Source organism: Proteus sp. G2669 (assembly GCF_009915245.1).
GTDB lineage: Bacteria > Pseudomonadota > Gammaproteobacteria > Enterobacterales > Enterobacteriaceae > Proteus.
Genome location: NZ_JAABLX010000055.1, coordinates 452,310 through 467,310 on the forward strand (window position 1 = coordinate 452,310; position 15,001 = coordinate 467,310).

Below are 15,001 nucleotides of genomic sequence, written 5' to 3' on the forward strand. Positions count from 1 at the left end.
GCATCCACCATTATTATTACGAGAGATTTTAAAATCTATCTGCTTTTTTAAGCAAAAACAAGTTATTGAAGGTGAATGAATCAAGATTAATAGAATAAATCGCACAATAACCAACAAGATATAGGAAATAAAACCCAAACTCTGAATTTAGTGTGATGTTGACCCTTTAGGTTTCTGGCTAATCAACCAAACACCTACCATAATAAAAGCAACACCTGCAGTTTTTGTCCATGAAGGGTTTTCTTGAAACCAAGGTAATATCACAGCAAGGATATAAACAAAAACATAGCTTAAACTAATAAGTGGATAAGCTTTATTTAAAGGGATAGTGCGTAAAGTGAATAGCCAGCAAACCATAGAAAGGACATAACCGACAAGGCCAGCAAACACAATAGCGATTGGCGTTATGTTCGCCCATAGCCATGAAAAATCAAACCACTGTTTTTCTAACTGTAAATCCGGTAGCTCAGACATACCAAACTTTAATAACAATTGAGCGACAGTGACTAATAGCGCACTTCCCATCGCCCATAAATAGCCTTTCATGCTTGCAGACTCATTAATAAAATGCCAACCATAATCGATGCAATACCAATCCAATGTTTCACATTAACAGGCTCTTTATAAACAAACTGCCCAATTAATGTCACCACAATAAAATTAATACTTAACATAGGATAAGCAATACTTAGCGGAAGAATTTGTAATAGCCGTAACCAAAAAAGCATCCCCAAGCCAAGCATTGCAATGGCAACAAAAAGCCAGAAAATCGTTTTTCTGGCTTTTGTTAATGAATCACTTTGCCAGCTAACCACCGCTTGTTTTTGACATACCTGCCCTATGCAGGTCAAAAAGCTCACGATTAGCAATAAAACAAAGGACATTAATTACGCTTCTCATACGTTAAAATAGCAACTCGATGATTTGTCACCAGCTCTTCAGGTCTTGGCAATTGTGCTAATTTCTTAGGATCTTTAAACGTAATAACAACCGAAACACTACCCTCTTTTCTTGCTTCTTCTAGCCACTGAGCAAAATTATCAGGTTTAATTAATTTATGCTGAGAATCTGGATATTCTTCGACACCATAAGTTAACTCACCTGTTCTTTCATAAAGATAAATATCACTACGCTGTAATTCCCACGCCAACCCAGCACCAATACCCACACTGTTACTTACAATATATTTGCTCGCATTGAGTGTATCAATATTTTGACGAATAAATTCTTGAGGTAGCTTTCCATCAACACTACTGTTAGGTATTGCCTGCCCAATGCATAAACTCACGCCTAACGAGCAAGATGCCGCCCATAACCAATGTTTACCATTAAGCGTAGAGCAAAGATAACCAATAATGCCCCATAATGAGAATGCCACTATAGCTAATACCCATTTAGACCATTCATATGGCATATAAATGGGTTTTGAAGAGATTAATTGGATAACTAAAATAGCGATAACAACAGCAACACCAATAAAGATATTGATATAACCGTTAATACGCAGCGCTTTCATTCTAAATTTGCGTGCGCAATCCACACCATATTTCGCCATTAGCATTGCTAGTGGTGCCATAAATGGCAACATATAAGTCGGTAGCTTACCTTTAGCAATACTAAAAAATAAAAACGGAACAACAAACCAGCACAATAAGAAAAATAGTTCTGGACGTTTACGTCTTTTCTTCCAAGCTCCCATTAATGCGCCAGGCAATAAACCAAGCCAAGGTATTACCCCTAGTAATACAATAGGGATATAGTACCAGAATGGGGAACTATGCTGAGCATCTTCACCAGAAAAACGCTGAATATGTTCAATCCAAAAGAAATAATGCCAATAATCAGGCTCTGCTTTTGCAATAGCTAACGCCCATGGCAAACTAATCAATGCAGCACTAAACACCGCAAGTAAGCCATAGAGCAACATTTGAGTAAATTGCTTTTGATAAAGAGTAATAGGTATCATCACAATGACAGGGATAGCTAAGGCTAAAAAACCCTTAGTCATAAATGCCATACCACAAGCCAAACCTAATGTTATCCACGCTAATATTCGTGTTTTTATCGTCGTCGCTTTCAGTGCCCAAAAACAGCAGACCATACTCGCAGTAACCCAAAGTGCTAACATAGGATCTAACACACTGTAAGTGCCTACGCTAAACACTAAAAACATAGATAAATAAATTAAGCTAGAAACAAAAGCAACTTGGCGGTTACGCCACATCATTCTTGCCAGTAAATAAACAAGTAATGTGCTTAATAGAATAGAAATTACTGAACCAAAACGTACAGCAAAATTTGTGTGGCCAAATATTAATTGGCTAACATTATTGATCCAATAACCTGCAACAGGTTTTTCGAAATAGCGAATGTCGAGCATATGAGGAACTATCCAGTTCCCGCTCACCACCATTTCGCGGCTAATTTCCGCATAACGGGTTTCATCTGGTTGCCATAATAACCGGCTGTTCAATGGAAATAAGTAGGTAAGAACAAAAAAAAGAGCCAAGAGGATGGCCCCGATTTTACTCGCCCGGTTATTCAACATAGTTTCGTTAGACCTCTTGTTGGCACCCTAACCAGCCTTCTCGACCTGGAAAGTCAGATCGAACAACTTTACCCATCGGAAGCGTTTCTTTATCTTGTGGTAATAAATCGCTTAACGGACAGAATTCGATGCCTTCATTTGCAATCATTGCCAGTAACTGCTCAAACTGAGCCGCTTTTGACATTCCTTCAACTTCGGTATGGATAGTATAAACAGGTATTCCACTGTCTTTTTTGATTTCATCAATAATAAATTGATTAAAATCCTCATCCTTTACCTTTGTGCCGACGACTTCATCATAAGTTGGTAATGTTACTGGAATTTGCACCGTACCGATAGAACCATTTTCTAAAATTGGCCTAAAAGGATGCGTTCCTCGGCAATCGCTATTGTAATCGAATTGAAAAGTTTCTTTAACTGTTAATACGCGCTCATCAGCACGCCACCCAGCAACTGCTGAACATTTTACAGGGTTTTCAAGTGCTTTTTCCAGTGCTTCTACACCTAAACGAACTTGTTGCATTAATTCTTCTGTTGACCAACGAGCGACTTTTGCTTGCCAACCTTGGTGATCCCATGAATGTAACCCTACTTCATGCCCTGCATTTTGGGTTTCTTTCATCAAATAACCTAGATTCTTAGCAATTTTTTTGCCTGGCCATGCCGTTCCTGCTAATAAAATATCTAATCCATACAACGATGCAGCGTTAGATCTCAGCATTTTCCATAAAAACTTTGGTTTTAAAAGGCGCCATAAATGGCGCCCCATATTATCTGGACCCACGCTAAAGAAGAAGCTGGCATGAATGTTATGTCTGGCAAATACATCCAGTAGCTGTGGAATACCTTGCTTCGTTCCTTGATAAGTATCCACATCAACTCTCAAGCCAACTTTCTTCATTATCTGATCCTATTTATCGCCTAATTCTTCAACCGCACCACGTAAGAAGAAGTCTAATGTTTCCTCTACAGTTTGACGGGTTTCAATACTTGGTTTCCAATCCAATAAACGCTCTGCGTTTTTAATACTTGGCTTACGGTGTTCAACATCTTGATAGCCTTTACCATAGTAACTGCTACTTTCAATTTTCTTAAAGCCTGCAAATGGAGGGAAATGGCCTCGTAACTCATGTTTTTCAAAGCAATCTAACAGCATTTCTGCCAATTCGCGAATACTTGCTTCGTTAGTTGGGTTACCAATATTGATAATTTGGCCATCACATTTGTTATCACGGTTTTCAATAATACGGAATAATGCTTCAATACCGTCATTGATATCAGTGAAACAACGTTTTTGTTCACCACCATCAACCAATTTAATTGGCGAACCTTCAACTAAATTTAGAATTAATTGTGTAATGGCGCGAGAACTACCAATACGTGCTGAATTTAAGTTATCTAAACGAGGTCCCATCCAGTTAAACGGACGGAATAATGTAAATTTAAGACCTTCTTTAGCACCATAAGCCCAAATAACTCGGTCTAATAGCTGTTTAGATACAGAGTAAATCCAACGTTGTTTATTAATAGGACCAACAATCAGACGTGAATTATCTTCGTCAAACTCTTTGTCATCACACATACCATAAACTTCTGATGTGGATGGGAAAATAATACGTTTATTATACTTAACGCAATAACGTACAATTTTTAAGTTTTCTTCAAAGTCTAATTCAAAGACACGTAATGGATTACGGGTATACTCGATAGGCGTTGCAATAGCCACTAATGGCAGAATAACATCACATTTTTTAATGTGATATTCAATCCATTCTGTATGAATGCTCACATCACCTTCAATAAAGTGGAAACGTGGATTACCAATAAAACGTTCAATTGCAGATGAACCGATATCCATACCATAGATATCATAGTTATCATCTTTCAATAGACGCTCTGTTAAATGGTTACCAATAAAGCCATTCACACCTAAAATCAGAACACGTTTACGACGTTTAACTTGTGCCGTAGCTTTTGGTCCAACGCGAACATCTGTCACAATGCCCATTTCAGCCGCTAAACGACTTCCTTGAACATAAAGACCATTTTCACTTTGACCTGTTAACACTTCGATTGCGCCTTTTTCACACGCAATCACTAAAGGTTCTGTTGATATAACTGTACCAGGGCGTTTACCTTGATTATCTGCAACAGCACGAGAGCGCCAGATAATCATTTTACGTTCACCTAAGAAAGTAAATGCACCTGGGTATGGTTCAGTAACGGCACGCACTAAATTGTGGACTGTTCTTGCGTCTGCATTCCAGTCGATTAAGCCATCATCAGCACAACGACGACCAAAGTAAGTAGCTTGGCTTTCATCTTGTGCAGTTGTTGAATAATCACCTGATGCAATATGTGGTAATGCACTTGAGAGTAAATTATTCGCTGCTTCTCTTACTTTTTCATGTAAAATCAGAGAAGTATCATTATCTGTAATGGTAACTTTTTCTTGAGCAACAATATCACCCGCATCAGCTTTTGCTGTCATTTTATGCAGAGTAACACCTGTTTCTGTCTCACCATTCACAATAGCCCAGTTAATTGGTGCACGACCACGGTATTTTGGTAATAAAGAACCGTGTAAATTAAATGCGCCTTTTGGTGCCAAATTCAGGATCTCATCACTTAACATGTGACGATAATAGAAAGAAAAAATGACATCAGGTTTCATTTCACGAATACGTTCAATCCATAATGGGTGATTGACATTTTCAGGCGCGAATACTGTCAATCCCATTTCTGCACTCACTCGAGCCACAGATGAGAAAAAATGATTTTCGTTTGGATCGTCAGTGTGGGTAAATACAGCTTGAATATCATAACCCGCTTTTTCAAGTGCTTTTAAACCAACACAGCCGATATCGTGATAGGCAAATACTATTGCTTTCATTAGTCTTTTTCCTGATCTTCGTTGGGTTTGTTAACACCAACCACTTTTTGGATAAAATACCGAGGACGCGCTCTTACATCATTATAAATCCGGCCTATATATTCACCTAATAAGCCCATTGCAACGAACTGCGCACCGATAAACATAAATAAGATTGCGAAAAGTGTGAATACACCTTCAGCGGCCCACATTGCACCGAAAATAATACGCAAAACAATGAGAAGTAATGCTAAAACAAAGCCAGAAACAGCGATCACACTGCCGACAATGCTTAATAAACGTAACGGTGCTGTAGTAAGGCAAGTTAAAAGGTCGTACATCAGATTAATTAGCTTTAAAAAGCTATATTTTGAATCACCATATTCACGCTCTGCGTGTGCGACATCAATTTCAATAGTACGACGAGCAAATGTGTTCGCAAGAATAGGAATGAAGGTACTTCTTTCGTGACACTGTAACATTGCTTCAACAATATGGCGACGATATGCACGTAGCATACATCCATAATCTCCCATAGAGCGACCTGTCGCCTTGGTTATCATGGAGTTAATCATTTTTGAAGCTGTTTTACGAAACCATGAATCTTGACGATTGCGACGACGGGTCCCCACAACATCATAACCTTCTTCTGCAGTTGTAACGAGTCTTGGGATCTCTTCAGGTGGGTTTTGTAAATCTGCATCTAATGTAATGACTAAATCACCATCAGCTTGATTGAAGCCAGCCATAATTGCAGAGTGTTGACCGTAGTTACGATTCAAAATAATTGCAATTACATGATTTTCTTCTATTGCAGCCGCTTCTTCTAACATTTTGGCTGAATTATCACTACTGCCATCATCAACCAGGATCAGCTCATACTCTTGTTTTAATTGCTTACAGCTTTTTATAGTACGCTCTAAAAGTTGAGGAAGGCTCTCTTCTTCATTATAAACGGGGATTACAACCGATACTTTTTTGATTTTATCAAATGTTGACACTTAGATATGCTCCGAAAGAATTTCATTGATCGCATCTACAACGCGAATAACATCTTCATTACTCATATCAGGAAACAATGGCAGCGAGCATAACGTTGCAGAGTTCCACTCTGATTGAGGAAGGGATAAAGCGGGATAGCGCTCACGATAATATTTTTGTGTATGCGCCGCACGGAAATGAAGTCCTGTACCAATTTCCTTTTGCTTCAATTTTTCCATAAAGGTATCACGATCGATACCGCAAATGTTTTTATCTACTCTCACCATAAATAGGTGATTAGCATGCAAATGAGGATACTCAGGAATACTCAACATCTCTAATGGTGAGTCTTTGAGTTTTTCACGATATAGTGCCACTAATTCAGCACGTTTCGCGTTCATTTCCTCTAAACGCCCTAATTGCACCACAGCAATAGCAGCGTGAATATCAGATAAATTATATTTATAGCCAGGTTCAACAACTTCAGCTTGAGGCTTACGCCCTTGAATTTGTCTATCAAAAGCATCAACACCTAAGCCATGAAATTTTAAGCAACGTACTCGATTGGCTAATTCGTCATTATCAGTAACAACCAAACCACCTTCAGCACAAGTCACGTTCTTAATAGCGTGAAAAGAGAAAATAGAGGTTCCTTTTTCACCAATCCATTCATTTTTATAGCGTGTGCCAATCGCATGTGCCGCATCTTCAATAAGAGGAATTCCCGCATCTTGTGCAACTTTTCGTAATGCATCCAGATCACAAGGCGCACCTGCATAATGAACCGGAATAATTGCCTTCGTTCTAGGAGTAATCGCCTTTTTGACATCTTCTGCACTTACCATCAAAGTATCACGATCAACATCAATCATCACCGGCTCTGCACCTAGTAACGTAATGATATTAATGGTTGACACCCATGTTTGTGACGGCGTGATAACTTCATCACCAGCGCCAATTCCCATAGCCATTAGAACAACATGCATACCTGCAGTGGCCGAGCAAATTGCAATAGCATGTTTGCTACCAAATTTTTCACAGAAGTCTTGCTCTAATTGATGGTTTTGAGGGCCTGTTGTGATCCAACCTGAACGCAATACATCTTCAACGGCTTTGATTTCTTCATCGCCAATCGCTGGGCGAGAGAAAGGAAGGAAGTGACTCATAAAAATGTAGCCTAATTAATGAATGAATAAAAACAATTATATACAAACTATTGTTCATCGACATCCGTCTTATTAAGAAAACATTAAAAAAACCTTAATAATTACTTGGGGATAATCGTCTCAATAGCCATAATATTAAAAAATTTGCCAATCAATATGATCAACATCATTGATGCATTTGATATTTGTATTAAATGTAGTTGATAATAATTTTTCGTCCAATAAGAGCGCAGATGATCCAGAATCAACCAAATATCCATTTTTTATTAGCCAAACTCTGTCTGCTTTTTGATAGGAATGATTTAAATCGTGTGTACTCATAATAACAGTGCCGCCTTGTTGGCAAAATATATCAAGCCATTTGTCCAAAATCGCCAATTGTACGACATCTAGATTATTCGTTGGTTCATCAAGTAACATTAACTTTCCTTTTAAATCGTAACTTGACCATAATTGAATAAATGCGCCAGCGATCCTGATCCGTTGCCATTCTCCCCCAGACAAATGATGAATATTTTTTGATAATAAGTTATCAATCTGAAAATCACTCAACAATACATTTAGTTGCTCAACATCCATTTCAGACACTTTGTAATATAAAGCGAGATAATGAAAAACGGGCATAAATGACAAAGCCTCTAATTGTTGTATAACAATACTTTGCATTCTAGAAAGATCATCATATTTATAATGTCTTATTGAGGTTTCGTTTAGAATAATTCCACCACTAAATGAAAGCTCTCCCGCTATAGCCATTAAAAGCGTGCTTTTTCCTGCACCATTTGCGCCAATTAAGTGAATACGTTCACCATAATCCACAAGCTCTGTAAATGTATGGAGTCGATTATCAACATTCAAATTATCAAGCTTAAGTAGCGCCATATTACAAACGCCCCATCTCTTTCGTTACTAATAACCAGATAAATAGAGGAGCACCAAGTGTTGCCGTAATCACACCTATCGGAACTTCTGCACCATTTAGCATCAAGCGAGATAAAAGATCAGCAAGTAATAACAATCCACTCCCCGTGAGTGCACACGCAGGTAACAATGTTTTATAATGAGTTATGCCACTCAATCGTAATAAATGAGGCACAACAAGACCTATAAAACTAATAGCACCAGCTATCGCCACACTTAGCCCTATCAATAATCCGACAGCTAAGATAAATCCATTGCGCCATCGATTAACTGATACCCCTAATTGCTTTGCCCTAAATGAACCTAATGATAAATAATTCAAAGTATCTGCGTGTGAAATTAGGATAGCAACTATCGGAATAAGAGCCCAAAATAATGCTTGATGACGCCAATCAATCCCCCCAAAGCTCCCCATCAACCAATACATTAATTGTCTTAAATCTAAAGCTGAACTGAAATAAACTAACCAAGTCATGACAGCACTCGCCATAACACCTAATGCAACACCAATTAATAGCAGCTGAGCATTAGACAGTTTTTTTATTTGAGCAAAACACATTAACAAAATGGTAATACCTAAGGCACCTATAACTGCCACACTGCTTATTAACCAAGGATTTGAGCCAACGTGTAAAACAATCAGTAATACAATACACACACCAGCACCACTACTTACCCCCAATAATCCTGGCTCTGCCAACGGATTTTGAAATAAAGCCTGCATAATAGCGCCAGCAATGGCTAAACTTGCTCCTACCATCATGACAGCAAGTATTCTTGGTAGTCGAATTTGCCAAATAAATAATTTAGCTTCATCGGTTAACCATTGATGTGGAAATAAGGAAATTTCACCGAGAGAAAGGGAAAAAACAAAAAGTAGACACAATATTGATGCCATTAAGAATAATTTTTTTCTATCGCCAATACTTTGTTTTTTTTTAAGTTCAATAAGAGGATTATCTTTACTCATTTTATTCCCTATTAACACTACCGCTTTTTTCATCGTTTTTATTTATAAAATACCTTTAATGCAACATAACATGTTCGTATTCAATGATGAAAAGCTAATTTTAAAACACTTTAATTGGGAGTGAATAATGACAAAGAGATGTATCTATGATTACAGTATTTAACTAAATGATAAATAATAAAAAACTACGATTATTAAAAAATAAAACATCTTCTAAATTGGAGAGCCATCATAAAATTACAGATAAAAAAGCAAAAAAAACGGCCTTCAATAGAAAGCCGTTTTGGGTGTTTTTAATTTTTACTCTTTTGGTGTTGCGCTTTCAACCCGGCTTTTTAACTTTTGTCCAGGGCGGAAAGTAACAACACGGCGAGCCGTAATAGGAATGTCTTCCCCTGTTTTCGGATTACGACCTGGGCGCTGATTTTTATCACGCAGGTCAAAGTTTCCGAATCCAGACAGCTTCACCTGTTCTCCATTTTCAAGAGAACGACGCACTTCCTCAAAAAAGGCTTCTACAAGGTCTTTTGCATCGCGTTTGCTAACACCAAGTTTTTCGAACAGATTTTCTGCCATTTCAGCTTTTGTAAGCGCCATAGGTCTAGTCCCTCAAGGATGCTTGGAATCGCTGTTTCAATGCTGCGACACAGTTACTTACTGTTGCAGCAATCTCATCTTCTTCCAGTGTATGCTCGATATCCTGCAAGATTATGCTAATAGCGAGGCTTTTATAGCCCTCTGCTACTCCCTTACCACAATACACGTCAAATAAGTTTATGCCAACTATTTGATTTCCGCCAACTTTCTTACATTCAGCTAAAATATCTTCTGCAGCAACATCATTCGGAACAACTACAGCGATATCTCTACGATTCGAAGGGTAACGAGAAACTGCTTTTGCTTGTGGTAAACTACGATTTGCAATTGCATTCCAACGTATTTCGAATACTACCGTACGACCGTTTAAGTCAAGTTTGCGTTCAAGCTCTGGATGAACAACGCCAATACAGCCAATGTATTCATTTCTCAGATAAATCCCAGCACTTTGTCCCGGATGAAGCGCTGAATGATTAGCTGCTTTAAATGTAATTTCATCTAGCTGGCCTGTCAATTCCAGAATTGATTCAATATTACCTTTCAAATCAAAGAAATCAACAGTTTGCTTCTCTAAAGCCCAATGTTCTTCATAACGGTTGCCCGCGATCACACCAGCCAGCATCAGTTCCTGACGTATTCCATATTCTGCTTGATTATCAGGAACAAAACGCAGACCTGCTTCAAATAACCTAACTCTAGATTGTTGACGATTTTGATTATATACAGTAGTCGTTAATAATCCGGTCAGTAGAGACAATCTCATTGCTGACATATCAGCTGAAATTGGATTAGGTAGAATTAATGCGTCTTCATTTGGGTGTAATAAAGCTTGGATCTTCGGATCAACAAAGCTATAAGTAATGGCTTCTTGGAAACCATTGTCTACCAGCATTGTTTTAACGCGTTTTAATGACAAGTTCGCTTCACGATGATTAGTCATCACCAAATCAGCACGTAGTGGCACATCAGGAATATTGTTGTAACCATAAATACGAGCGACTTCTTCAATAAGATCTTCTTCGATTTGAACATCGAAACGCCATGAAGGAACGCTTGCTAACCAACCATCATTTTCAACAGTAACGTTGAAACCTAGGCGAGTTAATGAATCCAGAACTTGTGCATCATCAATAACGTGACCTAATAAACGGTCTAACTTGTTACGAGTTAATTTAACTGGTGCAATATTAGGTAAATATGCTTTATTGGTTACATCAATCACTTCACCAACTTCACCACCACAAATCTCTAACAGTAGCTTAGTTGCACGTTCCATTGCCTTGTATTGAAGCTCAGAATCAACACCACGCTCAAAACGATGAGAAGCATCAGTATGTAAACCATAACGGCGTGCACGGCCTGTGATGGATAATGGAGAGAAGAATGCGCATTCTAAAAATACATTTTTAGTTTCTTCATTAACACCTGATGATTCGCCACCAAAAATACCCGCCATACCTAATGCGTGTTTTTCATCAGCAATAACTAAAACATCATCTTTTAATGTAATTTCATTGCCATCAAGTAAAGTGAGTTTTTCACCTTCTTTACCCATACGAACAACGACAGCACCTTCAACGCGATCAAGATCGAACGCATGCAGTGGCTGACCCATTTCAAGTAGAATTAAGTTAGTAATATCAACAATTGGATCAATAGAACGAATACCACCACGGCGTAATTTTTCTTGCATCCATAAAGGTGTTTTTGCCTTCACATTCATATTAGTGAAAACACGACCTAAATATCGAGGACATGCTTCTGGCGCTTCAACACGAACAGAAAATGTCGCTGAAGAAGTTGCCGCAACCGGCGACATATCAGGTACTTGGCATTCCATTTTATTGATAACAGCGATATCACGAGCAACACCTAAAATACCTAAACAATCAGCACGGTTTGGTGTAATGCTAATTTCAATCGCATTATCATTTAATTTTAAGTATTCACGAATATCCATGCCAATAGGTGCATCGGCAGGCAATTCAATAATACCTTCATGATTTTCTGAAATAGCTAACTCAGAAAATGAGCACAGCATACCTTCTGAAGGTTCACCACGCAGTTTTGCTGCTTTAATTTTGAAATCGCCAGGTAATACAGCCCCTACTGTTGCGACTGCAACTTTTAAGCCTTGACGGCAGTTAGGTGCGCCACAAACGATATCTAATAATCTCTCACCGCCTACGTTGACTTTAGTCACACGTAATTTATCTGCGTTTGGATGTTGCCCACACTCAACAACTTCGCCAACAAACACACCGTGAAAATCACCGGCAACAGCTTCAACACCATCAACTTCAAGGCCAGCCATTGTCAACTGTTCAGAAAGTTCTTCGCTACTAATCGCTGGGTTTACCCACTCACGTAACCAAAGTTCACTGAATTTCATGAGATAATCCCACCTTATTTAAACTGTTTGAGGAAACGAAGATCGTTTTCGAAGAATGAACGTAAGTCGGTGACACCGTAACGCAACATAGTTAGACGTTCCATACCCATACCGAACGCAAAACCTGAATAAACTTCAGGATCGATACCAACATTACGTAATACATTTGGGTGAACCATACCGCAGCCCAACACTTCTAACCATTTACCATTTTTGCCCATGACATCGACTTCAGCAGAAGGCTCTGTGAATGGGAAATAGGAAGGACGGAAACGAATTTCCATATCTTCTTCAAAAAAGTTTTTCAGGAAATCGTGCAGTGTTCCTTTTAAATTGGTAAAGCTAATGTCTTTATCAACAATTAAACCTTCAATTTGGTGGAACATTGGTGTGTGAGTCTGATCGTAGTCATTACGATATACACGACCTGGTGCAATAATGCGGATAGGTGGCTGTTTATCTTGCATGGTACGAATTTGCACGCCAGATGTCTGCGTACGCAGTAAACGTTTCGCATCAAACCAGAATGTATCGTGATCAGCCCTTGCTGGATGATGTGCAGGAATATTTAACGCATCAAAATTATGATAATCATCTTCAATTTCAGGGCCTGATTCTACAGAAAACCCTAATTCGCCAAAGAAAGTTTCAATACGTTCAATTGTACGAGTTACTGGGTGTAGACCACCGTTTTCAATACGGCGACCAGGTAAAGAAACATCAATTTTCTCAGCAGATAAACGTTCGTTTAATAATGCTGATTCCATAATCTCTTTACGAGAGTTCAGCGCTTGCTGAACTTCTTGTTTAGCCTGGTTAATGACAGCCCCTGCAGCTGGACGATCTTCCGCGGGTAAGTCGCGCAGCGTGGACATCTGAAGCGTTAAATGACCTTTTTTCCCCAAGTATTCAACACGAACCGAATCCAGCGCAGCAACATCCTGTGCCTCTTCGATAGCTGCTTTAGCTTGAGCAACGAGTTCAGCGAGATGTGGCATCGTTTCCTCTTCCTTTGACCTGATGAGGTCTATTAGTTGTTATCAATGATGACGAATAAAATTGCCCTTTTTGGTTTCTAACCCAGTATTGGGATCTGAAAACAAAAAAGCCTCCATATTGGAGGCTCAGGCGCTACTTTTCGTTTCTTTTCTTACGCGCAAAAGCCCCTTAATTTAGGCGCTAAAGTAAAAAAAGAAACGGAAAAAAGCGATATTTAACATGAGTAATGTCTCTTCAAATATTAACTTATTGAATTTATATCATTAAGCCACAAATTTAGACAAAATAAAAGAGGGAGAAAACTCCCTCTTCCATTGACTTAATAATTAAGCCAGAGCACCTTTCGCTTTTTCAACTAAAGCAGCAAATGCTACTTTGTCGAATACAGCGATGTCAGCCAGAATCTTACGGTCGATTTCAATGGATGCTTTTTTCAGACCATTGATGAAACGGCTATAAGACATACCGTTCTGACGAGCTGCTGCGTTGATACGCGCAATCCACAGCTGACGGAACTGACGTTTTTTCTGACGACGGTCACGGTACGCATATTGACCAGCTTTGATAACAGCCTGGAAAGCTACACGATATACACGTGAACGTGCACCGTAATAACCTTTAGCTTGCTTTAAAATCTTCTTGTGACGAGCACGGGCAACAACGCCGCGTTTAGCACGAGCCATATTAAACTCCTAATGTCTATATTCTGTTAAAAAAATGATACTTATGCGTATGGTAAGCAAGCTACGACCAGACCTAAATCTCCTTTAGAGACCATGCCTTTTGGACGTAAATGACGTTTACGCTTAGTTGATTTTTTAGTCAGAATGTGACGGAGGTTAGCATGTTTACGCTTAAAGCCACCACCAGCAGTTTTTTTAAAGCGCTTAGCTGCGCCGCGTACTGTTTTAATCTTTGGCATTTCTATAATCCACTTCGCATTGTTAATAACATAAAATAATGAGGCGAATAGCAATCAGCCATTAAGGCTGACGCTATTACTTGAATTGCCCGACTATTTCTTCTTCGGCGCGAGCACCATGATCATCTGGCGACCTTCAATCCGGTTAGGGAATGATTCAACAGTTACCAGTTCATCCAAGTCGGTACGGATACGGTTAAGCATTTCCATACCAATTTGTTGGTGAGCCATTTCACGACCGCGAAAACGCAGTGTGACTTTGGCTTTATCGCCATCTTCAAGAAAGCGAATCAGGTTGCGTAGTTTGACCTGATAGTCACCTTCATCTGTACCAGGACGGAATTTAACTTCCTTGACCTGAATAACTTTTTGTTTCTTTTTCTGTTCTTTGAGAGTCTTACTTTTCTCATAGAGGAATTTGCCGTAGTCCATAATACGACAAACCGGCGGCTCGGCATTAGGACTAATTTCAACTAAATCAGCACCTGCTTCCTCGGCTTTCTCAAGAGCCTCTTTCAGACTAACAACTCCAATCTGTTCGCCATCCAAACCTGTTAAACGAACTTCATGAGCGCGAATCTCACCATTGATGCGATTCTGACGCGTTGATTGAATTCTTTTTCCGCCTTTAAT

Annotated in this window: 15 protein-coding genes and 1 other annotated feature; all 15 genes read right to left on the reverse strand. The window is 38.9% G+C overall.

The features are described from left to right. Window positions 1-147: 147 nt before the first annotated feature. The 15 genes from arnF to infC all read right to left on the reverse strand — a co-directional run bounded on the left by arnF (window position 148) and on the right by infC (window position 15,001). Entirely contained in the window at window positions 148-546 is a 399-nt protein-coding gene (gene arnF / locus GWI68_RS19615) for a 4-amino-4-deoxy-L-arabinose-phosphoundecaprenol flippase subunit ArnF (RefSeq protein ID WP_166541374.1), read from the reverse strand. Next, window positions 543-884: a 4-amino-4-deoxy-L-arabinose-phosphoundecaprenol flippase subunit ArnE gene (gene arnE / locus GWI68_RS19620; protein WP_166541375.1), complete on the reverse strand. Its 342-nt coding sequence runs from the start codon at window positions 882-884 to the stop codon at window positions 543-545. The genes arnF and arnE overlap by 4 nt, the downstream gene beginning before the upstream one ends. Next, window positions 884-2,548 (reverse strand): lipid IV(A) 4-amino-4-deoxy-L-arabinosyltransferase, encoded by a 1,665-nt coding sequence (gene arnT, locus GWI68_RS19625; RefSeq protein WP_166541376.1) that lies wholly within the window; start codon window positions 2,546-2,548, stop codon window positions 884-886. The genes arnE and arnT overlap by 1 nt, the downstream gene beginning before the upstream one ends. Window positions 2,549-2,555: 7 nt before the next feature. Further along, on the reverse strand, window positions 2,556-3,449 hold the full coding sequence (gene arnD / locus GWI68_RS19630) for a 4-deoxy-4-formamido-L-arabinose-phosphoundecaprenol deformylase (protein WP_109408669.1): 894 nt from the start codon (window positions 3,447-3,449) through the stop codon (window positions 2,556-2,558). Window positions 3,450-3,458: 9 nt separating this feature from the next. After that, window positions 3,459-5,441, reverse strand: coding sequence for a bifunctional UDP-4-amino-4-deoxy-L-arabinose formyltransferase/UDP-glucuronic acid oxidase ArnA (gene arnA, locus GWI68_RS19635; protein ID WP_166541377.1), 1,983 nt, complete (start codon window positions 5,439-5,441; stop codon window positions 3,459-3,461). Next, window positions 5,441-6,421 (reverse strand): undecaprenyl-phosphate 4-deoxy-4-formamido-L-arabinose transferase, encoded by a 981-nt coding sequence (arnC, locus tag GWI68_RS19640; protein ID WP_109408667.1) that lies wholly within the window; start codon window positions 6,419-6,421, stop codon window positions 5,441-5,443. The genes arnA and arnC overlap by 1 nt, the downstream gene beginning before the upstream one ends. Next, window positions 6,422-7,567 (reverse strand): UDP-4-amino-4-deoxy-L-arabinose aminotransferase, encoded by a 1,146-nt coding sequence (gene arnB / locus GWI68_RS19645; protein WP_109408666.1) that lies wholly within the window; start codon window positions 7,565-7,567, stop codon window positions 6,422-6,424. A gap of 135 nt (window positions 7,568-7,702) precedes the next feature. Then, window positions 7,703-8,449 (reverse strand): ATP-binding cassette domain-containing protein, encoded by a 747-nt coding sequence (locus tag GWI68_RS19650; RefSeq protein ID WP_166541378.1) that lies wholly within the window; start codon window positions 8,447-8,449, stop codon window positions 7,703-7,705. Between the two features lies 1 nt (window position 8,450). Next, window positions 8,451-9,458, reverse strand: a complete 1,008-nt coding sequence (gene btuC / locus GWI68_RS19655) for a vitamin B12 ABC transporter permease BtuC (protein ID WP_166541379.1) — start codon at window positions 9,456-9,458, stop codon at window positions 8,451-8,453. A 300-nt stretch (window positions 9,459-9,758) separates the two neighbouring features. After that, window positions 9,759-10,055: an integration host factor subunit alpha gene (gene ihfA, locus GWI68_RS19660; protein ID WP_036937394.1), complete on the reverse strand. Its 297-nt coding sequence runs from the start codon at window positions 10,053-10,055 to the stop codon at window positions 9,759-9,761. Window positions 10,056-10,059: 4 nt separating this feature from the next. Beyond that, window positions 10,060-12,447, reverse strand: coding sequence for a phenylalanine--tRNA ligase subunit beta (gene pheT / locus GWI68_RS19665; protein ID WP_166541380.1), 2,388 nt, complete (start codon window positions 12,445-12,447; stop codon window positions 10,060-10,062). A gap of 14 nt (window positions 12,448-12,461) precedes the next feature. Continuing rightward, window positions 12,462-13,445: a phenylalanine--tRNA ligase subunit alpha gene (pheS, locus tag GWI68_RS19670; protein WP_072070368.1), complete on the reverse strand. Its 984-nt coding sequence runs from the start codon at window positions 13,443-13,445 to the stop codon at window positions 12,462-12,464. A 100-nt stretch (window positions 13,446-13,545) separates the two neighbouring features. After that, window positions 13,546-13,668 (reverse strand) — a sequence feature (Phe leader region). A 104-nt stretch (window positions 13,669-13,772) separates the two neighbouring features. Then, window positions 13,773-14,129: a 50S ribosomal protein L20 gene (gene rplT / locus GWI68_RS19675; RefSeq protein WP_036937406.1), complete on the reverse strand. Its 357-nt coding sequence runs from the start codon at window positions 14,127-14,129 to the stop codon at window positions 13,773-13,775. A 41-nt stretch (window positions 14,130-14,170) separates the two neighbouring features. Further along, a complete protein-coding gene (gene rpmI / locus GWI68_RS19680; protein WP_004263702.1) occupies window positions 14,171-14,368 on the reverse strand; it encodes a 50S ribosomal protein L35 in 198 nt (65 codons plus the stop codon). 93 nt (window positions 14,369-14,461) lie between these two features. After that, a complete protein-coding gene (gene infC, locus GWI68_RS19685; RefSeq protein ID WP_166541441.1) occupies window positions 14,462-15,001 on the reverse strand; it encodes a translation initiation factor IF-3 in 540 nt (179 codons plus the stop codon).

Coding starts and splice junctions, on each gene's coding strand:
- arnF (WP_166541374.1), bottom strand. CDS start 546: ATGAAAGGCTATTTATGGGCGATGGGAAGTGCGCTATTAGTCACTGTC.
- arnE (WP_166541375.1), bottom strand. CDS start 884: ATGTCCTTTGTTTTATTGCTAATCGTGAGCTTTTTGACCTGCATAGGG.
- arnT (WP_166541376.1), bottom strand. CDS start 2,548: ATGTTGAATAACCGGGCGAGTAAAATCGGGGCCATCCTCTTGGCTCTT.
- arnD (WP_109408669.1), bottom strand. CDS start 3,449: ATGAAGAAAGTTGGCTTGAGAGTTGATGTGGATACTTATCAAGGAACG.
- arnA (WP_166541377.1), bottom strand. CDS start 5,441: ATGAAAGCAATAGTATTTGCCTATCACGATATCGGCTGTGTTGGTTTA.
- arnB (WP_109408666.1), bottom strand. CDS start 7,567: ATGAGTCACTTCCTTCCTTTCTCTCGCCCAGCGATTGGCGATGAAGAA.
- GWI68_RS19650 (WP_166541378.1), bottom strand. CDS start 8,449: ATGGCGCTACTTAAGCTTGATAATTTGAATGTTGATAATCGACTCCAT.
- btuC (WP_166541379.1), bottom strand. CDS start 9,458: ATGAGTAAAGATAATCCTCTTATTGAACTTAAAAAAAAACAAAGTATT.
- ihfA (WP_036937394.1), bottom strand. CDS start 10,055: ATGGCGCTTACAAAAGCTGAAATGGCAGAAAATCTGTTCGAAAAACTT.
- pheT (WP_166541380.1), bottom strand. CDS start 12,447: ATGAAATTCAGTGAACTTTGGTTACGTGAGTGGGTAAACCCAGCGATT.
- pheS (WP_072070368.1), bottom strand. CDS start 13,445: ATGCCACATCTCGCTGAACTCGTTGCTCAAGCTAAAGCAGCTATCGAA.
- rplT (WP_036937406.1), bottom strand. CDS start 14,129: ATGGCTCGTGCTAAACGCGGCGTTGTTGCCCGTGCTCGTCACAAGAAG.
- rpmI (WP_004263702.1), bottom strand. CDS start 14,368: ATGCCAAAGATTAAAACAGTACGCGGCGCAGCTAAGCGCTTTAAAAAA.